At 68.6% G+C, this 22,447-nt stretch carries 15 protein-coding genes and 11 tRNA genes; 23 read left to right on the top strand and 3 right to left on the bottom strand.

From position 1 onward, the window contains the following. Window positions 1-57: 57 nt before the first annotated feature. Complete coding sequence (locus ACN469_RS03570) at window positions 58-1,296, bottom strand: hypothetical protein (protein WP_498764113.1); 1,239 nt, start codon at window positions 1,294-1,296, stop codon at window positions 58-60. 244 nt (window positions 1,297-1,540) lie between these two features. Between ACN469_RS03570 and ACN469_RS03565 the strand changes: the two genes are divergently transcribed. The 18 genes from ACN469_RS03565 (at window position 1,541) to ACN469_RS03480 (ending at window position 9,131) form a co-directional block, all read left to right on the top strand. Beyond that, window positions 1,541-1,774, top strand: coding sequence for a transposase (locus tag ACN469_RS03565; protein ID WP_498764111.1), 234 nt, complete (start codon window positions 1,541-1,543; stop codon window positions 1,772-1,774). Next, on the top strand, window positions 1,741-2,022 hold the full coding sequence (locus tag ACN469_RS03560; RefSeq protein WP_498764110.1) for an RCC1 domain-containing protein: 282 nt from the start codon (window positions 1,741-1,743) through the stop codon (window positions 2,020-2,022). Before ACN469_RS03565 ends, ACN469_RS03560 begins: the two co-directional genes overlap by 34 nt. A 426-nt stretch (window positions 2,023-2,448) precedes the next feature. Then, window positions 2,449-2,898 carry an ATP-binding protein gene (locus tag ACN469_RS03555; RefSeq protein ID WP_498764108.1) on the top strand — a complete coding sequence of 150 codons (450 nt, stop codon included), beginning with the start codon at window positions 2,449-2,451 and terminating at the stop codon, window positions 2,896-2,898. Further along, window positions 2,886-3,233: an STAS domain-containing protein gene (locus ACN469_RS03550; protein WP_498764106.1), complete on the top strand. Its 348-nt coding sequence runs from the start codon at window positions 2,886-2,888 to the stop codon at window positions 3,231-3,233. The genes ACN469_RS03555 and ACN469_RS03550 overlap by 13 nt, the downstream gene beginning before the upstream one ends. 405 nt (window positions 3,234-3,638) lie before the next feature. Then, complete coding sequence (locus tag ACN469_RS03545) at window positions 3,639-3,797, top strand: hypothetical protein (RefSeq protein WP_498764104.1); 159 nt, start codon at window positions 3,639-3,641, stop codon at window positions 3,795-3,797. Between the two features lie 97 nt (window positions 3,798-3,894). Beyond that, window positions 3,895-3,980, top strand: a tRNA-Tyr gene (locus tag ACN469_RS03540). Window positions 3,981-4,231: 251 nt separating this feature from the next. Beyond that, window positions 4,232-4,301: transfer RNA gene (locus ACN469_RS03535), tRNA-Cys, on the top strand. Between the two features lie 10 nt (window positions 4,302-4,311). Then, a tRNA-Phe gene (locus ACN469_RS03530) sits at window positions 4,312-4,384 on the top strand. Window positions 4,385-4,483: 99 nt separating this feature from the next. Continuing rightward, window positions 4,484-4,557, top strand: a tRNA-Thr gene (locus ACN469_RS03525). A 33-nt stretch (window positions 4,558-4,590) separates the two neighbouring features. Beyond that, window positions 4,591-4,662, top strand: a tRNA-Ala gene (locus ACN469_RS03520). Window positions 4,663-4,668: 6 nt separating this feature from the next. Next, window positions 4,669-4,742: transfer RNA gene (locus ACN469_RS03515), tRNA-Arg, on the top strand. A 22-nt stretch (window positions 4,743-4,764) separates the two neighbouring features. Then, a tRNA-Arg gene (locus ACN469_RS03510) sits at window positions 4,765-4,839 on the top strand. Window positions 4,840-4,857: 18 nt separating this feature from the next. Beyond that, window positions 4,858-4,928: transfer RNA gene (locus tag ACN469_RS03505), tRNA-Met, on the top strand. A gap of 101 nt (window positions 4,929-5,029) precedes the next feature. After that, window positions 5,030-5,103 (top strand) — tRNA-Leu (locus ACN469_RS03500). 55 nt (window positions 5,104-5,158) lie between these two features. Continuing rightward, a tRNA-Leu gene (locus tag ACN469_RS03495) sits at window positions 5,159-5,232 on the top strand. Between the two features lie 20 nt (window positions 5,233-5,252). Next, window positions 5,253-5,795 (top strand): HNH endonuclease, encoded by a 543-nt coding sequence (locus ACN469_RS03490; protein ID WP_141646017.1) that lies wholly within the window; start codon window positions 5,253-5,255, stop codon window positions 5,793-5,795. 208 nt (window positions 5,796-6,003) lie between these two features. Next, window positions 6,004-6,088: transfer RNA gene (locus ACN469_RS03485), tRNA-Ser, on the top strand. Between the two features lie 223 nt (window positions 6,089-6,311). Beyond that, window positions 6,312-9,131 carry an AAA family ATPase gene (locus tag ACN469_RS03480; protein WP_498764102.1) on the top strand — a complete coding sequence of 940 codons (2,820 nt, stop codon included), beginning with the start codon at window positions 6,312-6,314 and terminating at the stop codon, window positions 9,129-9,131. A gap of 64 nt (window positions 9,132-9,195) precedes the next feature. On the opposite strand, the gene ACN469_RS03475 is transcribed toward ACN469_RS03480, so the two are convergent. Both ACN469_RS03475 and ACN469_RS03470 read right to left on the bottom strand, forming a co-directional pair. Next, the gene (locus tag ACN469_RS03475) at window positions 9,196-13,251 is read right to left on the bottom strand and encodes a CARDB domain-containing protein (protein ID WP_498764100.1); all 4,056 of its coding nucleotides are present in this window, start codon (window positions 13,249-13,251) and stop codon (window positions 9,196-9,198) included. Between the two features lie 312 nt (window positions 13,252-13,563). Then, complete coding sequence (locus ACN469_RS03470) at window positions 13,564-14,136, bottom strand: hypothetical protein (protein WP_498764098.1); 573 nt, start codon at window positions 14,134-14,136, stop codon at window positions 13,564-13,566. A gap of 207 nt (window positions 14,137-14,343) precedes the next feature. On the opposite strand from ACN469_RS03470, the gene ACN469_RS03465 reads away from it, so the two are divergent. The 5 genes from ACN469_RS03465 to ACN469_RS03445 all read left to right on the top strand — a co-directional run bounded on the left by ACN469_RS03465 (window position 14,344) and on the right by ACN469_RS03445 (window position 22,442). Then, complete coding sequence (locus ACN469_RS03465; RefSeq protein ID WP_498764096.1) at window positions 14,344-15,564, top strand: polysaccharide deacetylase family protein; 1,221 nt, start codon at window positions 14,344-14,346, stop codon at window positions 15,562-15,564. A gap of 1,355 nt (window positions 15,565-16,919) precedes the next feature. Beyond that, window positions 16,920-19,685 (top strand): serine/threonine-protein kinase, encoded by a 2,766-nt coding sequence (locus tag ACN469_RS03460; protein WP_498764094.1) that lies wholly within the window; start codon window positions 16,920-16,922, stop codon window positions 19,683-19,685. 144 nt (window positions 19,686-19,829) lie between these two features. Continuing rightward, a complete protein-coding gene (locus ACN469_RS03455) occupies window positions 19,830-20,189 on the top strand; it encodes a hypothetical protein (protein WP_498764093.1) in 360 nt (119 codons plus the stop codon). Between the two features lie 90 nt (window positions 20,190-20,279). Next, window positions 20,280-21,920 (top strand): ribonuclease J, encoded by a 1,641-nt coding sequence (locus tag ACN469_RS03450; RefSeq protein ID WP_498764092.1) that lies wholly within the window; start codon window positions 20,280-20,282, stop codon window positions 21,918-21,920. Between the two features lie 24 nt (window positions 21,921-21,944). Further along, window positions 21,945-22,442 carry a YajQ family cyclic di-GMP-binding protein gene (locus ACN469_RS03445; protein ID WP_498764091.1) on the top strand — a complete coding sequence of 166 codons (498 nt, stop codon included), beginning with the start codon at window positions 21,945-21,947 and terminating at the stop codon, window positions 22,440-22,442. Window positions 22,443-22,447: the final 5 nt, after the last annotated feature.

The raw sequence follows: 22,447 nt of genomic DNA, 5'->3' as shown, positions 1-22,447 counted from the left end.
ACCCATGACCAGATTCCCGCGCTTCTTGGAGACCATCAACATCCGCCGGAGCCTCTGTCACAGCGCCGCAGCGACGGCCCGGCGGTCCGCTCGCGCCGTGGGGGCCAGGAAGCTCTCGAGCTCCTGGTCGAGGCAGACCGTTCGAACGGCACGCAGTATGTCCTGTTGCACAGGGGTGTCCGCCGCGAAGCCGTCCGCAAACAGCCGCTCCCAGCGCTGGACGGCGCCACAGCGCATGAACCTGAGCATGTATTCATCGAAGGTCAGGCGTATGCGATGAAGCGACCGTTCGGAGTAGTTCCAGTGATACAGCGGATAGAGGTCCAGGGCCGCCATATCGATGAAGATTGGGTATTCGCCGTAGACGAGCACCCGGTACTTTCCCTCGGGGCGCCCGTTCAGCCGACTGTCTCCGAGGTATTTGGCGACGAGAGACTCCTTGCGCCAGAACAGGTCCATATAGCCGGAGATGCGTGAATCCGCGAACAGGCCGTCTCTGCGCCACGAGAGGACGGTCCCGTCGAGCTGCCGATAGAAGTTCAGCACACCCGCCGGTACGGGATGACCGAGAATCAGGTGCGCAGCGATCATCTCGCTCGACATCGGCGCGCCGCCATCCACGAGCAACCGCCCCTTCCCGGGCCTTTCCGGTCGCATCCATGCTCGGCCGGCCACGGCCTGTGCGAGTTCGGCGTGCCAGTCGACCCCCGGCGAGGTCGCCACCAGGAGCCCGGCGACCTCTCGCTCGAGCGCTTCGAATGATCCGGTCAGTCCGAGCTCGCGGCAAGCGGCCTCGGCGACGAGTAGCGGCCATAACGGCGCCCCGGCGCAACGAATCGCCAGCGCGAGGTACTCCTCCAGCCGAAACGGCAGCGTCCAGCGCTTCGTGTCCAGCGCGAGCACGAGCTCATAGCTGCCCTCCACGAACCGCGCGCACGTGTGCACATGGTGCCCACGATGCGAGGTGCACGCGAGCGGGAGCAGTCCTTCGCGAAGCAGCGGGTCCTGCGTCGGGTGCGCGACGTGCCGGACCAGCGCGTCCACCAGCGCCTTGATCGCCTGGAGCTGAATCTGACCGCCGGGCCAGCGCAGTCGCATGCGATTGACGGCGACGAGGCCGTCGCGCAGGTCGTCGGGCAGCGCGGGCAGAAGGTCGCGCAGCGCCTGCAGATCGGCACGCGCGACCTTCTTCGGCGGGAGGTACTCACAGCCGGCCACCGCCGCGAGCGCGACTCCCGGCGGCGGGCCGAGGCCCGAGGGACCACGAAGCGCGGTAAGTAGATCGTTCAGTGACATCGAAGCGAGATTGTGTGCGTGCTGGCTGTGGTGGGGTCAAGTCCCAAGGCGAACGCATCATGCGTCACTGAAACCAAAGGAATTTGCGTGCGAGGGGTCGGTGGCGGAGGGTGAGACACCATGCTCGCCCAGCCCCCCAAGTCAGCCCAGTGGAGTATGCGCAAGCCCCCTGTGTCAGGGAAGATGTCGCCTCGGCTGACGTGCCGAGCTGATCACCCGATGGGGTCGAGCGCAGGCGGTTGCAGTGCCGTACACAGACGCATTCAAGACGCAGATGGTGAAGAGGATGGTGGGCCCGAGCGGGGTGAGTGCCGCGGCACTGGCCCGGCAAGTGGGAGTGTCCCAGCCGACGCTGTCGCAGTGGTTGCGTGCGGCGAATAGGGTAGCGGTCATGACGCCCCCGTCCGACGAGAAGAAGCCCGCCCCGCCCACTGGGCCCAAGAAGTGGACGGCGGAGATTCCCACTCGCTGGCCGTGAAAGCGGATGGCACCGTGTGGGCCTGGGGCTACAACGGTTCTGGCGCGCTCGGCGATGGCAGCAAGGTCAACCGCTCGACGCCCACCCAGGTGCCCGGGTTGATTGCTGTTGTGGCCATTCTGGCTGCGCCCACCCACTCCCTCGCCGTTTCGGCGGACGGAGTGATAAAGGCCTTTGGCAGCAACTCCGGCGGCCAACTTGGTACTGGCGCCCCTCTCACCAGACTGTCGCCGATTCAGGTTTGGTGAGGCGCCTCCTCTCTCTCCGCTCAGCGGCGCTTCGTCCCCAGTCGCGGCAGCCCCTCAACCGGGCTGCCGCCTCAAACTGCTCCCGCACCGTGGGCTAACACTACTGCGTCAGGGATAGGCCGAAGAGGAAATAGGCGACGGAGGGCTGGGCAGGCAGGCCCTCATTGCATTGGCCTGCGCCTACCCAAAATTCAGTCGCTGCGTCATGAGTGCGTCAAGGCCACCCTGAGCAGTGCGTCAAGGCGAGCGAGCGAGGCGCTGCTTCTCGTCCCTCTCTCTTCCTGGTGGCACTGCGTCATACACCCAGTGAGTTTCCCAATATCTCAAAAACCGCCCAGATTGCAAAAGCCGATTTTCGTGTGTATTCCAGATGATGCGGTGGCGTGGCGTTCATGAGGCCGCGCTTCCACGGCCTTGGATGCCCATGTGACCCTGAAGCTGTCTGGCGAGAGCCGCCTCACCTTCATCGATGACGTCACCACGGCCACGCGAGCCTTCTTGAGGGAAGCAGGATTCCCGGGCGCAACCGCCGAGCACGTGGAGCTGGCGGTGGCGGAGGCCGTGGCCAATGCCATCCAACACGGGAACCAAGGAGTCGAGGGCCGACGCGTGGACGTGATGCTCGTCTCGCTGGAGGACTGGGTGACTGTTTCCGTACGAGACGAAGGAGCCGGCTTCGACGTCTCCACGCTTCCGGACCCGCTCGACCCGGCCCAGCGCCTCAAACCCTCGGGCAGGGGCGTGCTGCTCATGCGCGCGCTCATGGATGCAGTCGAGTTCTCGCCCCATCCCCAGGGAGGTACCGTCGTTCGACTGTCGAAGCAACAGCCCGCAGTGCCCAACACACCACAGGAGAATGAACCATGTCTGAGTTGAAGATCCAGGAGAGGCAGTCCGGTGGCGTGACCATCCTCGACCTCGGAGGGAAGATCACCCTTGCAGACGGAGCCCACGTCTTGCGAGGAACCGTTCGCACCGCGCTGGAAGACGGAAAGAAGAAGCTGCTGCTCAAGCTCTCCGATGTGACCTACCTGGACAGCGCCGGACTTGGTGAGCTCATCAGCGCCTATTCGACCACGACCCGTGAGGGCGGCAAGCTCAAGCTGCTGAGCCCCTCTCGGAAAATCGAGGATCTGCTGATGATCACCAAGCTCATCACCGTCTTCGAGGTCTTCGACAACGAGCAGGAGGCTGTGAACAGCTTCAGTTAGTCCTGACCCTGTGCGGCGGAGCCCGTCGTCCGGGGCCCTCCGCACAGGGCGGCGCGGTGGAGAGAAACCTGGCTGTGCCTACCCGAAACCTGGTCGCTGGGTCTCGAGTGCGTCACTACGGGTAAGCGGCGCGCGCACGATGAGCCCACAGCGTCCTTACACAGGGGACTTCTACTTAACTGCCTACTTCACCAGAGACTGGTCAATGGCTGAAATGGCCTCATAGCGCCACCTCTCTCCTGCGGAAGGCATCATGCGATTGCTGGGCCTCCCATGATTGGGGAAACGACCCGACGTGCCGCCGACCACGGGCATTTAAACCTGGCAGCGACGAGCAAGAAGAGCTCGGTCATGTCAGGAACGATAATCACCCGCCGTAGAGTCTCCCCGAAAGGAGCGGCGACCATGACGACGTTGACGATGCGGACGAACCCGATGAAGCGCAGCTATCGCAACAGCCCCTGGCCCCAGTTCGACGCCGCCTCCTGCTCCCTTGTGAGCTTCGCCTCGAAGTCCCCCGCGGGCTTTGACCGGCTTGGCGGCCATCCGCCCGTACCCTGCTGACGCTCGCGCTCCGCCATCGGCGCGCTAAGCCACGCAGAGGCCGGGCCCCCATCCAGGGGACCCGGCCTTTCGACTTTCCGGGCCCCCGATTCCTCCCGGGGACGTAGAGCGTTAGGGGAGACGCGCGGGCCTGTAGAGCCCGAGCCCGACAGGGCCCGCTGGGTTCAACTCCCGGCGTCCCCATGGAGCACGAGCGTGGTCCGTCACGACGCAAGCGCACCAGCTTCTCCTGTGCAGAGACGCCGTCCAGGGACGGCTCCCTGTCCGAAGTTCACAGCACCAATCGGACCCCAATCGAAGGACAACCGCAGGCCCATCCCCGAACCCCCTAATATCACTCACCTTTTGCCGCTCAGAGAGTTCGAATTCTCTAGAGAAAACAGAGAACGAGTTCGCGCAAAGTTTCATTCGGGGAGCTTGCAACACACGCAACTGGCCAGTTCCGCCCGGGGTGGCAACGGTCTGCAAAACCGTTTGGGACGGGTTCGACTCCCGTATTGGCCTCTTCTTCATTGCCGACCTGGCGTAGGTGGTCCGCGCGCCCGTCTGAAGAGCGGGAGGACTCGGTTCGATTCCGAGGGTCGGCACTTGGCAGCACGCTTCACTTCATAGGCCGCGCTCCGGGAGCAGCTTGGACTCCAAATCCGAGCGCGCGGGGTTCAACTCCCTGGCGGCCTGCTCGTCTCGCCCCTGTAGCTCAACTGGTAGCAGCACCGGTTTCGTAAACCGGGGGTTGTCGGTTCGAACCCGACCGGGGGCACTTCACACGTAGCACGCAGTGCGGTCGTCACATGGGTTCGTGGCTCAATGGGAGAGCACTCGGTTTGCACCCGAGGGGTTCCGGGTTCGAGTCCCGGCGGATCCACTTCATGCCCTTGTAGCTCAGTGGATGAGAGCGCACGGTTCCGAACCGTGAGGTCGCAGGTTCAATCCCTGCCAGGGGCACTCGCTTCAGCGGTGCCATTCCGCTTCCGTAGCTCAGTGGATTCAGAGCAGGCGCGTCCTAAGCGCGAGGTCGCAGGTTCGAATCCTGCCGGGAGCACACACGTTTCACTTTTTCTGCGGGGAGGGACTGGTGTCCCACCGGGCCTCATAAGCCTGGCTCGCAGGGTTCGACTCCCTGCTCCGCAACTCTTGACGCACGCCGAGCCAGCTGGAGACGGCGACGGTCCCACACACCGTTCTCGCCGGGTTCGATCCCCGGGGCGTGCACTCGTATCTCCGCAGTCCTTGCCGGTGTAGCCCAATAGGTAGAGGTGCCAGGTCGAGAACCTGGAGGTTGCGGGTTCGACTCCCGCCACCGGCACTGTCGTCGCAGTCCGTAGCCCGCAGTCGCAAGTCAGCAGGACATCCCGAAGTCCGTCCGCGTAGCCCAAACGGGAGAGGCCGCCGGCTCAAACCCGGCCCAGTGCGAGTTCGAATCTCGCCGCGGATACAACCGAAAGGCGTTGCGTCATGGAGACGCTGGTTCTCAGTCAATCCTTCGAGCCCGTCGCGCGAATCCCCTGGCAACGCGCGGTGATGCTCATCTTCCAGGGCAAGGTCGAGGTGGTCGAGGAGTACGAGGACCGCTTCGTGCGCTCGGTGACGGTGGAGATCCGCATGCCCTCCGTCATTCGCTTCTTCCGCGGGCTGCGCAAGGGCCCCAAGGGCGTGAAGTTCAGCCGGGAGAACGTCTACCTGCGAGACCGCTGCCGCTGCCAGTACTGCGGCTTGAAGGTGTCGCGCGCGGAGGCGACGTATGACCACGTCCTGCCTCGGGCGCAGGGTGGCCGGACGTCCTGGGACAACGTCGTCATCGCGTGTGTGCCCTGCAACCAGCGGAAGGGCAACCGGACTCCGGAGCACGCGAAGATGGCGCTGCGCTGCGCCCCGGTGAAGCCCAAGAAGCTGCCGGACGCGATGCACCTGACGTTCGTCTTCGAGCAGGGCATGCCCATGTCGTGGGCCAAGTTCCTGAGGGACGTGGCGTACTGGCATGGCGAGTTGGAGGCTTGAGGTCCCAGGACGGTGCGCCTGGAGGGGATGAGGAGGTCCGCCAGAGGCGGCCTCCCGCCCGTGGACCTCCCCGCGAGCCGGCAGGCGGGTGCGCTGCTGCCGGCGACTTTTCTGGAAGACCGACGCTGGAGGCCGGCGGCCCGTTTCGAAAACGGTGCGGGTGCATTGCGCGCTCGGGGTTCGAGTCCCCTGTCTTCCGCTGTGACTTGGAGCATGCGGGCCGGGTGGCCGGCCGCCTGGCTGGAAACCAGGAGAGCCTTTCGGGGCTCGTGGTTCGACTCCACCGTGTTCCGCTCGCTGCACAACAACTGCTTGGAAGTTGGACTGGCGATGGCGCCAGGCCCCGCTGCTACCGGGTGCGAGCCGGCCTTCCGGCTTGAGGTTCGAGTCCTCCGACTTCCGCTTCTCTCTGCCCCCGCGTTCCAGGGGATTCCGGCCACTCGCCGGGATTGCGCGCTCACCTCGGCGGTTCAGCGGTTAGAGTGCGTGCTCCGGTGAGGGGGCGGCTGACGACACATGGCGACGAGGAAGAGCGAGGACCAGGAGCGACTCATCGACCGGGACCTGACCGCGATGGCCCGAGAGGGTCGGCTGCCGGCCGCGCATGGCGTGGACGCCGCGGTGACGGAGGTCCTGGGCCTGCTGACGCGCGGTGGCAAGCACCCGCTGCTGGCGGGAGACCCCGGCGTGGGCAAGAGCGCGCTCGTGCAGGAGGTGGCGCGCCGCATCGCCGAGGGGCGCGTGGACGCGGAGCTGACGCAATCGCGGCTGGTGGAGGTGTCCGTCGCCAACATCCTCGCGCGCAGCACCCAGCGTCAGGCCGCGGAGAGCTTCGAGGAGCTGCTCGCCCACCTGGCACGCCACCCCTGTCCCATCGTCTACATCCGAGATTTGCCAGCGGCGCTGGGAGGGCCCCTGGCCCCCGTGGCCGTGCGTGCGCTGCGCACCGGAGGCCTGCGCTTCATCTTCGAGACGGAGCCGAAGCGCGTGCAGGAGCTGCTGCGCTCCGACGAGGCGCTGGCGGAGCGGCTGCACCTGCTGCCCCTGCACGAGCCTCCGCTGGAGAAGGCGCGCTGGGTGCTGGGCCGCGTGGCGGAGGAGCTGGAGCGAGAGCTGCGCCTGCCCATCGACCCGGCCGCGTGTGACCTCGCCCTGCGACTGTCGGCCAAGTTCCTGCTGGCGCAGCGCATGCCGCGCAAGGCCATCGAGCTCTTGAAGGAGACGGCGGCGGAGGCCGCGAGCGCGGCCAAGGACCACGTGGGTCCCGAGGACGTGCTCACCCGCTTCTGTTCCGCCACGCGTCTGCCGCGCTTCGTGGTGGACGACGCCATGCCGTTGGATTTGGAGGAGACGGAGCGCTTCTTCGGGGAGCGGCTGCTCGGCCAGACGGACGCGGTGGGCGCGGTGTTGCGCTCGGTGGCGCTGCTCAAGGCAGGGCTGAATGACCCGCGCCGGCCGCTGGGCGTGTTCCTGTTCGCGGGCCCCACGGGCGTGGGAAAGACGCAGCTCGCGAAGCTGCTGGCGGAGTACCTCTTCGGCTCGGCGGACAGGCTGGTGCGCCTGAACATGGCGGACTACCCCAACGACGGCGACGAGAGCGTGCCCTTCGGCGCGTCCTGGGCCCCGGCGATGGAGACGCGTCGCGGAGAGCTGAGCGCGCTCCTGGACGGCAAGGTGTTCTCCGTGCTGCTGCTCGACGAGTTCGAGAAGGCCGCGCGCAGCGTGCACGACCGCTTCCTCCAGCTCTTCGACGAGGGCACCTTCGTCAACGGCGCGGGGGAGGTCGTCTCGTGCAACAACACGCTCATCGTCGCCACGTCCAACGTGGGCGCGGAGGTGTACCGGGAGCCCGCCATGGGCTTCGCGGGCACCAAGCGCGCGGATGAGATGGTGTCGGAGGTCGACCGCCGCATCGGCGAGGCGTTCCGTCCGGAGTTCCTCAACCGCTTCGATGCCATCTGTCACTTCCAGCCGCTGTCCAAGGTGGACATCCGCAAAATCGCGCAGCGTGAGGTGGGCCGCGTGCTGGAGCGCGAGGGCATCCGCGCGCGCGCCCTGGACGTGGAGGTGACGCCCGAGGTCGTGGACCGGCTGGTGGAGCGCGGCTACTCGCCTCAGTTCGGCGCACGCTACCTTCAGCGCGAAATCGAGAAGACGCTCACCGCGGCGCTGGCCGTGGAGATTGCCCGCAAGCCCCTGCCCCCTGGCACCCCCGTGCGCGTGGAAGCACGCCCCGGAGGCCGGGTCATCGCGGTGGCCGAGCCCGCCGCGCCGCTGCCCTCGCCCACCGCGCAGCTGCTGCTGCCTTCCGCGCGCGCGACGCCGGTGAAGCGGCGCCTGGACCGCAAGTCGCTGCTGGTGGAGATGGACCGGCTGGTGGGCAAGGCCCGCTCGCTGGCGGCCTCCGCGGGGCGGCCGGAGCTGGAGGAGCGCCGCGCGTCCCTGCTGACGGAGACGCAGGCGCCCAACCTCTGGGACGACCCCATGCACGCGGCGGACGTCATCCGGGCCTTCCGGACGGTGGAGGCCCACCTCAACGAGCTGGAGCGGCTGGAGGCCGCGTGTCTCTTCGGACGGCGCCTGGTGCGCGAGGCGAAGAACGAGGTGCAGCTCGCCTCCGCGGCCCGGCAGGTCGAGGACGTCGCGCGCGAGGTGCAGATGGCGGAGGCGCTCCACGCGTCCGGCTCCACCACCCTGGACAACGAGGCCCTGGTGGACATCTGCGCGAGCGACTCGGCGGAGACGCAGGAGGCGTGGGTGCAGGAGCTGGCCACCATGTACCTGGGCTGGGCGCAGCGGCGCGGCTACGAGGCGGTGGCGGTGGCGGAAGCCGACGAGCCGGCCCGCGTGGTGGTGCGCATCGCCGGGCCCGGGGCCTACGGTTTCCTCGCGGGCGAGGCGGGGATGCACCGCCGGCTGGAGGACGAGAAGCGCCAGCGCGCCTATGTCCGCGTGCACCGGGGTGGCGCGCTCTCCGAGGAGGAGCTGGAGCTGCTGGAGGTGCTGGGCCGTCCCGTGAAGAGCCATGAGGGCACCTACCTCCAGCGCGTGCGCACCGAGGTGACGGTGAAGGACGAGTCCACCGGTCGCGTGCTGACGCTCACCGGCGCGGGCGAGTTGGACGAGCTGAAGGACATCGCCGCGCGCGTGGTGGCTGGACAGGGCGGGAGCACGGACGAGGTGCGGCGCTACTACCTGGGCCGCAGCGCGCGCGTGGAGGACCCTCGCACCGGCGCCGGGACGCCTCGCGTGAAGGACGTGCTGCGGGGCGAGCTGGACGTGTTCATCGCCGCGTGGATTTCGCGCCCGCCGTCAGAGCCGCCGCTGGGGAGCTGAGCGGCCGGAAAACAGTGAGGGGACGGGCCATCCCGCCCCGTCCCCTCGTCAAACCGTCAGCGCGCTACTGATTGATCTGGAGCGCGATGGCGCGGGAGTTGTTGTCCTCGCGCAGCTCCATCAGCGACTGGTACGGGTCCACGTAGGCGCCCAGGAAGTAGGCGCCACCCTGCCCCATCGCATCCATCGGCAACCACGCCGACACGCTCAGCGTCTGAGTGATGCAGTCACCCGGGTTCAGGGCGATGACATTCACGCCCCCCAGCTCCCGCTGGTCCGAGTTGGCGTTGCTACCAGGGCCCGGCATGGAAGGCTCCGGGGAGAGGTTCGCGTCAAGGGACGTGTAGAGCGACACCCAGGCGGAGGGGCTCACCTGCGTGCCCTGGTTGCACACGCGCACCGTCGAGGAGAAGGTGTTCCCCTGGAGGATGGAGGCAGGCCCCGTGAGCGAGGTGACGACGAGGTCCGGCTTCGTCCCCACGCCGAGGAGACCCTTCACGAAGGTGTTGTTGTCCTCGCGCAGCTCCTGCACCCCGCCGCTCGAGTCCACGAGCGCGCCCAGGTAATAGGCGGTCCCCTGGCCACCGGGCGGCACGTACGCATTGACGCTCGTGCTGCGCGAGATGCACTGAGCCGCGAGCAGGGACGGCACGGACACCGAGCCAATCATCACCTGGTCCGCCACCGTCGGCGACATCGACAGGGACAGCACGTCGTCCAGCGACAGGACCACCTCGACATACGTGGCGGCGCTGGACTGGGTCCCCTGGTTGCACACCGTCACCGTCGTGCTGAAGGCCTGGCCCTGCGTCACGCTCGTGGGAGAGGTCATCGCGGTGATGACCAGATCCGCGCGGCTGCCCACGCCGATGAGCCCCTTCACGAAGCTGTTGTTGTCCTCGCGCAGCTCCTGCACGGAGGCCGGGTCATCGACGATGGCGCCCACGTAGTACGCCCCGTCGCCCTGCGCGTCCTGCGGCAGCCACGCGGTCGCGCTCACCGAGCGCGTCGCGCACTGTCCCACCGTCAGCGAGGGGATGCTCACGTTCGCGACCTCGGTCTGGTCTCCCGGGGGATAGCCAGGCCCCGACATCGACGACAGCGCGGCGTCCACCGACAGGAGGAAGCGAGCCTGCGTCGAGGTGCTGGTGGTGGTGCCCTGGTTGCACACCGTCAAGCCGACGGTGAACGGCTGGTTGATGGACGCGCTCGTAGGCGCGGTCATCGCAGTGATGACCAGGTCCGGCCGATTGCCAATGCCAATGGGCCCCTTCACGAAGCTGTTGTTGTCCTCGCGCAGCTCCTGCACGGAGGCCGGGTCATCGACGATGGCGCCCACGTAGTACGCCCCGTCACTCCCCTGCGCGTCGGGCGGCAGCCCGGCCCAAGCCGTCGTCGAGCGCGTCGCGCACTGCCCCGGATTCAGCGACGGCAAGGGAACGTATCCCGCCGGAGACTGGTCCGTCGCCGGGGAGCCGCCGGGCCCGTACAGCATCGGCGTCAACACGGTGTCCGTCGACACGTAGATTTGCGCCTGCGTCGAGTAGCTGCTGGTGGTGCCCTGGTTGCACACCGTCACCGACGCGGTGAAGGACTGACCATTCTGGAGGACCTGCGGCACGTTCAGCGCCGTGACGACGAGGTCCGGCCGGTTGCCCACGCCGATGAGGCCCTTCACGAAGACGTTGTTGTCCTCACGCAGCTCCTGCACGGAGCTCGGGTCATCCACGATGGCCGCCAGGTAGTACGCACCATCCCCCGTCCCATCCGGCGGCGGAGGGCTTCCATAGAACGAGCCGCTGCGCGTCAGGCACGCTCCGGCATTCAGCGAAGGCACGGACAGGGAGCCCAGCGGCACCTGGTCCAACGGCGGACCGCCGGGGCCCGCCGACATCGGCGTCAGCGTCGTGTCCGTCGACAGGTAGAGCTGCGCATTCGTCGAGGGGCTGGACTGGAGACCCTGGTTGCAGAACGTCACCGTCGCGGTGAAGGACTGGCTGGAGTTGAAGCTCGCCGGTCCGGTCATCGCGGTGATGACGAGGTCCGCGCGGTTGCCCACGCCGACGAGTCCCTTCACGAAGGCATTGTTGTCCTCGCGCAGCTCCTGCACGGAGGCCGGCTCGTCCACGATGGCCCCCACGTAATAGGCCCCTTCTCCCTGCCCATCCATGGGGTAGTTCACCCAGACATTCGCGCTGCGCGACGTGCACTGCCCCGGGCTCAGCGAGGGCAGGCCAATCATTCCCAACGGAGCCTGGTCCGTCGGAGGGGGCCCGCCAGGGCCGGGGGACATCGGCGTCAGCGTCGTGTCCATCGACAGGTAGAGCTGCGCGTTCGTCGAGGAGCTGCTCGTGGTGCCCTGGTTGCACACCGTCACCGACGCGGTGAAGGACTGACCGGGCGACAGGGTCGGCGGAACGCTCACGTCCGTGACGATGAGGTCCGGCCGGTTGCCCATGCCGACGAGCCCCTTCACGAAGACGTTGTTGTCCTCGCGCAGCTCCTGCACGGAGCTCGGGTCATCCACGATGGCGGCCAGGTAGAACGCGGTGGCCTCCGTGGGGAATGGCGGAAGCGAGGCCCAGAGGTTCTCTCCGCGCGTCACACACTGGCCGGGAGCCAGCCCCGGAATCGAGATGTAGCCCATCGGCGACTGGCTGCTCGGAGGAGGCCCCATGGGCCCCATGGGCGTCACCGTCGCGTTGAGGGAGAGGTACAACTGGGCCATCGTCGAGTAGCTCTGCGTCGTGCCCTGGTTGCACACCGTCACGCTGAACGGCCAGGACTGCCCCGAGCTCAGGCTCGCCGGCGACGTCAACGCGGTGACGACGAGGTCCGGCCGGTTGCCCACGCCGATGCGCTCCTTCGCGTAGGTGTTGTTGTCCTCGCGAAGCTCCTGCACGGAGGACGGGTCATCCACGATGGCGCCCAGGAAGTAGGACCCCGCGCCCTGTCCCGCTGGAGGCAGCCAGGCCTGGGCCGAAGCGGTGCGCGTCGCGCACTGCCCCGGGTTCAGCAAGGGGAGCTGCACCATGCCCACCTCCGACTGGTCCGTGGGAGGAGCGCCCGGGCCCATCGGCGTCAGCACGTTGTCGGTCGACAAGAAGAGCCGCGCCGCATGCGCATTGGCATAGGTCGTCCCCTGGTTGCAGACGCGCACCTGGACCTGGAAGCTCTGACCGTCCGGCACGCTGGCGGGCCCGCGCAGCTCGGTGATGATGAGGTCGGGGCGGTTGCCTACACCGATGAGCTCCTTCGCGTAGGCGTTGTTGTCCTCGCGCAGCTCCTGCACGGAGGCCGGGTCATCGACGATGGCGCCCAGGTAGAACGCTCCGGGGCCCGGCGACACGGGAGGCTGCGCCGCGTAGACGGAGACGCTGCGGCGGACACAGGCGCCCGCGTTCAGCGTCGTCTGGGTCAGCACCTCGCCAATCGGCGACTGGTCCATGGGAGGAGCGCCCGGACCGGTCGGCGTCAGCACGGTGTCGGTCGACAGGAAGAGCTGCGTGCGGACCGAGGGGACGCTCACGGTGCCCTGGTTGCACACCGTCACCGCCACGGTGAAGTACCCGCCCTGCGGCACGCTGGGAGGGCTCGACAGCTCGGTGATGATGAGGTCCGGCCGGTTGCCCACGCCGATGCGCGCCTGCGCATGGGTGTTGTTGTTCTCGTTCAGCTCCACCACGGACTGGTTCGCATCGGCGATGGCGCCCAGGAAGTAGGCACCTTCACCCTGCGCCGCGGGCGGCAACCAGGCCGTACCGAGCACACGGACATCCGCGCACTGGCCCACCGACAGGTCCTCGTGGAGCGTCTCCTGCCCCGCCAGGGACTGGTCCGACGGAGGAGGCATCGTCGTCAGCGGAGACAACACGTTGTCCAAGGACAGCAACACCGCCACGGTGGAGCCCCGGTACGCGGGCGCCGTGCCCTGGTTGCAGACCGTCACCGTCGTGGTGAACGAAGTACTCCCCGAGGTGACACTCGCGGGGCCTCGTACGTCCGTCACCACCAGGTCCGGCCCCGTGTTCAGGGGACTCGACGCCGTCTCCAGTGCGGGTTGCTCCTGGGCGGACTCTCCGCCCGAACAGCCCGTGCTCATCCCGACAAACAAGCCCATGACCAGCCACCTCGTGGCGGTCGTGCTCCACTCCGGCCTCTTCATGAAGTCTCCCGTTGCATGACATGCGGAGCGACACGGCGGACGCCGAGTCGGACTCCAGGCACGCGCCCTAAGTGCGTAGCAGGAAGACTGAAAGTCCCGAAGTGCCTGGGAGGTATTGCTCCCAGGAAAGGCTCATGAAGTCTGAAAAGACTCCCTCAAACCAAGCCTCTCGAAGCTTGAGGTTTCATGAAACAAACGGGGTGGAGTCGACACCTGAATGTTTCCAAATATGTCGGGCGTCACATCCACCGATGTTTCACGAGCGGGTCAGCGCACCACGCCCGCCAGGCGCGCGGGCGCGGGTGCGGTGGGCGAGACGGCCACGGCCCTGCCGAGCGTGCCCGCGCTCTGGGGGAAGGGGCCTCGCGCCAGTTCGTGCCCCGCGGGGTCCAGCACCTGCGCATAGACAGTCTTGAAGCCCTTCTTCAGGCCTACCGACTGATGGGGTTCGCCCTTGCTGTCGGCGACCATGAAGAGCGAGGAGTCGAGCTCAGGGGGCGGCGACTCACCGTGCCGCTGGAAGAGGTCCCGCATGAGGTCGAGCGACTCCGCGTGGCTCTTGCGAATCTCGCCCTTCGCCATGCCCTTGAAGAGACCCGGGACGTCGCGCAGGTCCACGCGGACCACGACGATGGGCTTGACCGCTCGCACGTCGTACACGAATTTGTAGGCGTGCTCCCGCAGCTCGTCCCGGGTGCCCTTGTTGGCATACAGCACCACGGTGGGACGTCCCTTCCCGATGGGGACTTCCTTTCCGAACACGTCCTTGAGCTCGGCGGCATGCGCGGGCAGGACTCCCAGGACGCCCAGCAGACCTACGAGCGCGGCGTACTTCCTCATATGAACGTGTCCTTTCAAAAGGCGCGGTGATGGATGCGACGGCTTCCACGAACACCCAACGCCTCCGGCTCGAATCCCCAGCGACGTTCGCGGGTGGCTCCGTGGCACCCCTGCTCACCAGGCCAAACGACTCCTGCGCGCCCGCTCGGTTGCCCGGCATCACCGCCTCTGCTATCGCCCCGCGCCGAGCCGAGAAAGGCCCGGGGGATGTCCATGGTTGAGCGGTTCCGGAAGCTGCCATTCATTGCCACGCTGTTGCTGATGACACTCCATTCGCCCGCGTTCGCCGCTCAGCCTTTCGAGCAGGGCATGGTCACCATCACGCTGGATGACGGGTGGGCCACGCAGTACACCAAGGCCCGGCCCGCGCTCAACGCGCGGAACATCCCCGCCACCTACGCCCTCATCACCCAGGCGCTCGCGCAGGGCTGGGGTGGCTACATGAGCATCGCGCAGGCGCGGACGCTGGTCGCCGAGGGCAACGGCATCGCCAGCCACACGCTGACCCACCCGGACCTGACCACGCTGTCCTCACCCGAGCTGCACTCGGAGCTGGGGGACTCGCGGGACTGGCTGGTGACGAACCTGGGGCTGACGTCGGTGCCCGACTTCGTCATTCCCTATGGGCTCTATGACGCCAACGTGCTCGCGGCCATCCGGCAGCACTACGGCAGCAGCCGCACGGTGAACGCCGGGCGCAACTTCCGAGACACCATCGTCTACGAGCTGCGGGGCAACGACGTGGCGCGCACCGTTCCGGTGAGCACGGTGCGCGGTTGGATTGACCAGGCGCTCGTGGAGAAGAGCTGGCTCATCCTCGTCTTCCACGAGTTCGTGGACGGCACGCCGACGCGCGACACGCAGTACCGGACGTCGAACTTCACGGCCATCCTGAACCACCTCCAGACGCGCGGCGCGCGCACCGTGACGCTGTCCCAGGGGCTGGCGCTGATGGAGGGCCGCACCGAGCCGGGGCCGTCCTCGGGCGTGTCCATCTACGGCGATGTCCTGGAGAGTGGGTTCGCGGATTGGAGCTGGGCGGAGCACTCGCTCGACGAGTCGGGCACCGTGCACGCGGGCTCGGCCGCCATCCGCTTCGAGCCGGACACGTGGGCCGGCTTGCTCCTGCATCACTCGGGCTTGGAGCTTGCGGGGTACCAGTCGCTGGAGCTGTGGGTCCATGGCGGCACCACCGGGGGACAGGCGGTGCGGGCCGTGCTGCATGACGGCACCGACGTGCTCGGGACGATGAGGCTGGATGATGCCCTGGGCGGCCCCCTGGTCGCGGGCGAGTGGCGGAAGGTGACGCTGTCGCTGGATGCGATGGGCGCGACGTCGGGCACGCTGCGCGACCTGTACTTCCAGGACGACTCCGGAGATGACCAGGCGGCGGTGTACCTGGATGACATCTCGCTCATTCCCAGGTGAAGGGATTCGCGGCGTGACGGAGAGGCTTTCCGCCGCGCCGCGGCACATTCCGGCTGACCCCTCGCGGGCCCAGGTCAAAACCTACCGGGCCTGTTGGGGAGGGCCCCCTTCTCAGGAACCTGCCGCGTGGTGGAACATCCCGCCTCGTGTCCTGCTTCGACGAGAAGACCGCGCGGGCGCTGGCCACCGGAATGCTCTCCGCAGTGGAGGCACAGCGCTTTCGGCGCCACGCGGAGGGCTGCCGCCAGTGCGCGGCGCTCCTGGCCCGGGTGACGCCTCCCGGGACGGCGGCTCGTCGAGTCACGTTGCTCCAGGAAGAAGCCACGGACCTGTCCATCCCTCGCCCCACGCTGCTCGGAGAGGCGTTGGACCTGGATTTGCCCACCGAACCCGTCCGGCTGGCCAAGGGCGCTCGCGCGGGCAATGACAGCTCAGCGGCGGCCAAGGCGCCTCCACAGTCCTCACACAAGTCCGGCACGCCCATGGGGGCCGAGCAGGACCTCTCCACGCGCCCACTGACCTCCGAGCCCTGGGCCCTCACGGTGTTGGACTCCGACCTGCGTGGCGCCTTGGAGTCGGGGATGGGCGGGCCGCAATCCCTCACGGAGGAGGCGCCTCCGGACGCGGGGACACTGATTGCGCCGCTGCCACGTCGTCCCGGTGAAGCGGCATCGCCGCAACCCGAATCTGCCCCGGGAGCATCCGCGACGCAGGCGCCCCCGACCGCCGGGGCACGTGCGCGCGCGGCAACTCCACAGCCCTCCGCGAGCGCGGCGGGCAAGTCGGGCGCACCCTCCCAACCTTCGGCCAGCGCGAGCACACCGGCCTCGGCGCCTTCGTCCGGCGTGGTGGGCCCACGCATCAAGACGCCCGAGGCGCCTCCCAACGCGGCCTCGGCACCAGCGCCTTCCCTCGGTGCGGGGGTTCGCGTCCAAGCGCCCACCCAACCCGCGCCGCCTGAGCCTTCCAGCGGGGCGAGTTCGCGCATTCAGCCATCATCAAACGCAACCGCTCAGCCCCCACCGCCCGCGCCCTCCGGCGGAGTGAGCGCTCGCGTCCAGCCCCCCGCGAGCGCGACCGCGCAACCGGCGCCGCCTTCGCAATCCATCGGTGCGAGCTCGCGCATCCAGCCACCCGCGAGCGCGACCGCTCAGTCCGCGCCTCCTTCGTCACCCATCGGCGCAAGCTCGCGAATCGAACCACCGCAGGCCGCGCCTTCGCCTGCATCGGCCAGCGCAGCGGGCTCACGCGCTCCTCCCCCCGACGCAGGCACCCTGGTCGCACCCCCGCCCCAACCTCCCGCGGGCGCGGGCACCTGGGCAGCCGCCCCTCCCGTGCCTCCCTTGGGCTCCAGCGTGCGGGTTCCGCCCCCCGCGCAGGACGCGCCGGGGCGCTCCCGTCCACCCGGCGATGGATCCGCTCGCAAGGGCGACGCGGCGGAGACGTCGTCGCGCGCCTCGGTGGGGCGCTACCACGTCCTCGACAAGCTGGGCTCCGGCGGAATGGGCGTCGTCTACAGCGCCTATGACCCGGACCTCCATCGTCGCGTGGCCATCAAGCTGCTCCACCCGGACGCCAACACCGTCGTCCGCACCGACGGCGCCTCTCGCCTGCTGCGCGAAGCCCAGGCCATGGCCCGCCTCTCCCACCCCAACGTCGTCTCCGTCTACGACGCGGGCACCTTCGCCGGTCGCGTCTTCATCGCCATGGAGCTGGTCGAGGGCCTGTCCCTCCGACACTGGCTTCGCGCCGAACATCGCTCCTGGCGCGAGGTCCTCGACCTCTTCCGTCAGGCGGGACATGGACTCGCCGCCGCTCACGCCGCCGGACTCGTCCACCGCGACTTCAAGCCCGCCAACGTGCTCGTCAACCGGGATGGCCGCGCCCAGGTGACGGACTTCGGTCTCGCGCGCAACACCACGGACCAGGACGCCATGGAGGAAGGGCGTGCCACCAAGCCCTCACGCCTCGCGCTGCGCGAGGAGGACCTGCTCGAATCGCCCCTCACCGAGGCGGGCCTCGTCATGGGCACCCCCGCGTACATGCCGCCCGAGCAACACGAGGACGGCCGCACCGACGCGCGCGGCGACCAGTTCAGCTTCTGTGCCTCGCTCTACGAGGCGCTCTACGGCCAGCTCCCCTTCGACGGGAAACAAGCCACCGCCTACCTCCAGGAGTCCCTCGCCAACCGCGTCCGCCAGCCCCCGCGCGGCAGCCGCGTCCCCGCCTGGCTGTTCCGCGCCGTCACCCGAGGCCTGGCGCCCACGCCCGACGCGCGCTACCCCTCCATGGAGGCCCTGCTGACGGAGCTCGGCAAGGACCCGTCCGTGGCGAGGCGACGCCGGAGCATCCTGGCCGCTGGCTTCCTCCTCATCTACGGCTTCATGGGCGCCACCTGGTGGATGGGCAACCGTCGCCACGCCCCATGTCTGGGCGCAGAGGCGCGACTGGCCGGCATCTGGGATGCCTCGCGCAAGGACACCGTGAGCCGGGCCTTCGCCGCCACCCACAAACCCCAGGCCCCCGAGTTTCTCTCCCGCGTCTCGCAGAGCCTGGACGCCTTCGCCCAGGAGTGGGCCGGCATGCACCAGGAGGCCTGCGAGGCCACTCGTGTGCACGGCTACCAGTCGGACGCCGTGCTGTCGCTGCGCATGGCCTGCCTGGAGCGCCGCCGCTCCACGCTGGACGCCGTGGTGGGCGTGCTCGCGCAGACCGACGCGGAGTCCCTCACCACCTCGCTGGACGCGGCCCAGCGCCTGCCCTCCGTCTCCGACTGCGCGAACGTGGATGCCCTGCGCCTGGGGCTCCCTGAGTCTCCCGAGCAGCGCCAGCGCGTGGAGAAAATCCGAGCCGGCCTGGACCGCACCACCGCGCTGGTGGACGCCGGCCGCTATGAGCAGGCCAACGAGGAGCTGAAGGCGACCCTGGCGCAGGCCCGCGCGCTCGACTACCGCCCGGTGCTCGCGGAGGCCCTGGAGCTGGAAGGTCGACTCGGCCTGGTGCTCGGCGACGAGGCTCGCGCCCAGACGGCCCTGCGCGAAGCCCTGCTCACCGCGCAGGCCACACGCCACGACGAGGTGGCCGCACGCGCCGCCGCGCGCCTGGTCACCACCCTGTCCCAAGCACCCGTGCTGGAGGAGTGGAGCATCGCGCAGGCGAAGTCCTGCATCGAGCGCGCGGGTGGCACCCCGGACCTGGAGGCCATGCTCCAGACGAGCCTCGCGCGAAACGCCTTCCTCCGAGGCCAGTACGCCCAGGCCGCCGAGGCCTTCGGCCGCTCCGCGACGCTGCGTGAGCAGGCCCACGGCGCCGTGCACCTGCTCACGCTCGAGTCCCTGCGCAATCAGGCCGCATCCCTCTCCCGAACCCCCGAGACGGAGCACACCGCCCGGCTGCTGCGCCGCGTGCTGGAGACGACGAAGGAGGTCATGGGCCCCGACCATCCGCAGACGGCGATGGCCGCCAACGCGGTGGGCTACCACCTGACCGTCAGCCGCCGCTTCGAGGAGGCCATTCCCTTCCTCGAACAGGCCGTCGCGCTGGAGGAACGGGCGATGGGCGCGAAGAGCGCCACGCTCAGCTATCCCCTCAACAATCTCGCCACCGCATTGGAATCACTCCGGCGCTACGCCGATGCGCGGAAGCTGCGCGAGCGAGCCCTCGCGCTGGACCTGGAGACGCATGGCCCCGCGCATCCGGAGACCGCGTCGGACTGGGCCCAGCTCGCGGAGCTGGCCTTGAGCGAGGGCCGCACCCGCGACGCGGTGGACCTGGCCCTGCGCAGCGCGAAGGCCTACGAGTCCTTCCAGAAAGGCCATCCCGACCAGGCCACCCCGCTCACCACGCTCGGACTCGCCCAGCTCGCCCTGGACAAGCCGCGTGAGGCTCGCGCCACCCTGGAGCGCGCGCTGGCCCTGCGCACCGCCACGCCCGGCCCGGGAGATGGGCTCGCCGCCACCCGCTTCGCCCTGGCCCGCGCCCTCCCCTCCAACGAAGCCTCCCGCGCACGCGCCCTGGCCCAACAGGCCCTGGGCTTCTACGCCGCCGAGCCCGCCGGCTGGTCCACCGAAGCCCAGCGCGTCAAGGCCTGGATGGGCGGCCGCACCACCCCGCCCCCCTGAGCCCTCCGCCCAGGACGCTCCGCGTCATGCCTCCCGGCCGTACGGGACCTCCGCATTGCGTCGGCCCGAAGCACCTTCGCGCCGCATCCGCCGATACTCCACGTGCGGGCCTTTTCACGTCGGTACCGCGCACGGGGGTGCGTCATGCGCATCGAGTCTTCGCCGAAGTCCGCCGCCAAAGCCGGTTCGCGTCCCGCCTCTCCCTTGTCCGAGGCCTCGGCCCGCACGGCGGCCCCCAAGCCAGGCGGTCGACGGGACGCCCCTCAGGTCGACCAGTTCGACGGCCGCATGGCCAAGGGCGCGGGGTTGCCCATCCGAATCACGGGCCGGTGCCCGCCTCCCTCGCTGGGGCTGTCCGTCAAGCCCTGGGTCCCCAGGACGAAGCTGGAGCCCTGGACCGGGACCCAGACCAAGCCGTGGATCCACCGCCCGGACATCTTCGGCACGCCCACCTGTCCCCGGGGCTCGCCGATGGGTTTCGGCCTGCCCATCCGCATCACCTAGCGAGCCGTTCGGGGTCAACCGACCCCACCCGCCTGGTCACCGCGCAACTTTCCACCGCGCGAGACGGGGCGAGTCTTTAGACTCTCCCCAATGCTTCAAGTCATTCCCCTGGGGGGCCTCGGAGAAATCGGCCTCAACTCCCTGGTCATCGCGTGTCGCGGGGAGATGCTGCTCATCGACGCCGGCCTGATGTTCCCCTCGGAGGGGATGCCCGGTGTCGACATCATCATCCCGGACTTCACCCACCTGAAGCAGAACGCCGCCCAGCTCAAGGGCGTGGTGCTCACGCACGGCCACGAAGACCACCTGGGCGCGCTTCCCTACCTGCTCGGCGAGGTGAACGTCCCCGTCTATGGCACGCGCTTCACGCTGGCCATGGCGCGCCACCGGCTGAACGAGCTGGGCATCGAAGCGGACCTGCGCGAAATCGAGCCGCGCGAGCCCTTCGCCGTCGGCACCATGTTCAAGGTCGAGGCCAGTCGCGTGACGCACACCGTGCCGGACGCGGTGGGCTTCATCGTCCGCACGCCCGAGGGCACCTTCATCCACACGGGTGACTTCAAGCTGGACCCCGACCCCATCGACGGGCTGCGCACGGACCTGGAGCGCTGGGGCGAGGCGGGCGAGGAAGGCGTGCTGTGCCTCCTGTCGGACTCCACCAACTCCGAGCTGACGGAGGAGACCGGCAGCGAGCGCGTCGTCGAGCAGACCTTCGAGCGCCTCTTCAGGGACGCCACCGGCCGCGTCGTCGTGGCCCTCTTCTCCTCCAACCTGCACCGCGTGCGGCACCTGTTGACCCTGGCCGAAAAGCTGGGCCGCAAGGTCGCGCTCCAGGGCCGCAGCATGGTGCGCAACGTGGAGATGGCGCGCGAGCTGGGCTACCTGGACGTGCCCGACTCGCTCTTCGTGCACCTGGACACGGTGCCGCAGCTGCCGCACCAGCGCGTGCTGGTCATCACCACCGGAGCCCAGGGCGAGCCGCGCGCGGGCCTGTCCCAGCTCGCCGCCGGTGACGGCCCGTTCAAGCTGGGCCCGGGAGACCTGGTGGTCCTCAGCTCCCGCGCCATCCCCGGCAACGAACGCGGCGTGGGCGCCCTCATCGACCAGCTCCAATGGCGCGGCGCGCGCGTCGCCTACGCGCAGGTGGAGCCCGGCGTCCACGTGTCGGGCCACGCCAGCCGCCCCCAGCAGCAGCGCGTGCTGGAGCTGGTGAAGCCGCGCCACTTCATCCCCGTCCATGGCGAGGGCCGCCACCTCCACCGACATCTGGCCACCGCCCGGGAGTCGGGGATGGAGCCCGCGCAGTGCCTGCTGGCCCAGGACGGAGACATCGTCGGCTTCGAGGAGGGGCGCGGCCGTTTCACCGGCAGCGTGACCTCCGGGCGCATCTTCAAGGACCGCTTCGGGGGCGGCATGGTGACGGCGGACACACTCCACGAGCGGGTGCGCCTGTCCGAGACGGGCCTGGTGGCCGCCGTCGTCGTGCTCCAGCGCGACACCCTCAAGCTGGTGGGTGGCCCGCAACTCTCCGGTCAGGGCCTGTCCCTGGACGAGCAGGTGATCCTCCCCCGGGTGGCCCAGGAGGCCCGGGCGCTCTTCGAGGAGCTGTCCGTCCAGCTGCGGGGTGACGACGCCCTGGTGCGAGAGGAACTCACCCGGGTGGTACGCCGTGCGTTCCGGCTGTACACCTCAAAGCGCCCCCTGGTGGTGCCCATGGTCGTCAGGGTGTAGGTATGTTAAGGGCCGCTGCTGCCCATGCCCTCCTTCGATGTCGTCTCGAAAATCGACCTCGCCGAGCTCGATAACGCGGTCAATCAGACCAAGAAGGAGCTCAGCACCCGCTATGACTTCCAGGGCACCCAGGCGGATGTCCTCGTCGCTCCGGACAGCACGGCCATCACCGTGAAGGCCAACAGCGAGGAGCGCGTCCAGGCCGCCAAGGAAGTCCTCCTGGTGAAGCTGGCCAAGCGGAACATCAGCTTGCGCGCGCTCGAGTACGGCGACATCGAGAAGACGGGTCTGCACAACGTGAAGCAGGTCATCAAGCTCCAGCAGGGCATTCCGGTGGAGAAGTCCAAGGAGCTGGTGAAGCTGCTGAAGGACTCGAAGATGAAGGTGCAGGGCTCCATCCAGGCCGACCAGCTGCGTGTCACCGGCAAGAACCGGGATGACCTCCAGGCCGCCATCGCCTTGTTCCGCACGGAGCAGGACCGACTGAAGCTGGACATGCAGTTCACCAACTTCCGCGATTGAAGAAG

It is taken from the genome of Corallococcus terminator (genome assembly GCF_049194865.1).
In the GTDB taxonomy this organism is placed as follows: Bacteria; Myxococcota; Myxococcia; order Myxococcales; family Myxococcaceae; genus Myxococcus; species Myxococcus terminator_A.
Note: the sequence above shows the minus strand (reverse complement) of the source record. Positions and strands in the feature narration are given on the sequence as shown.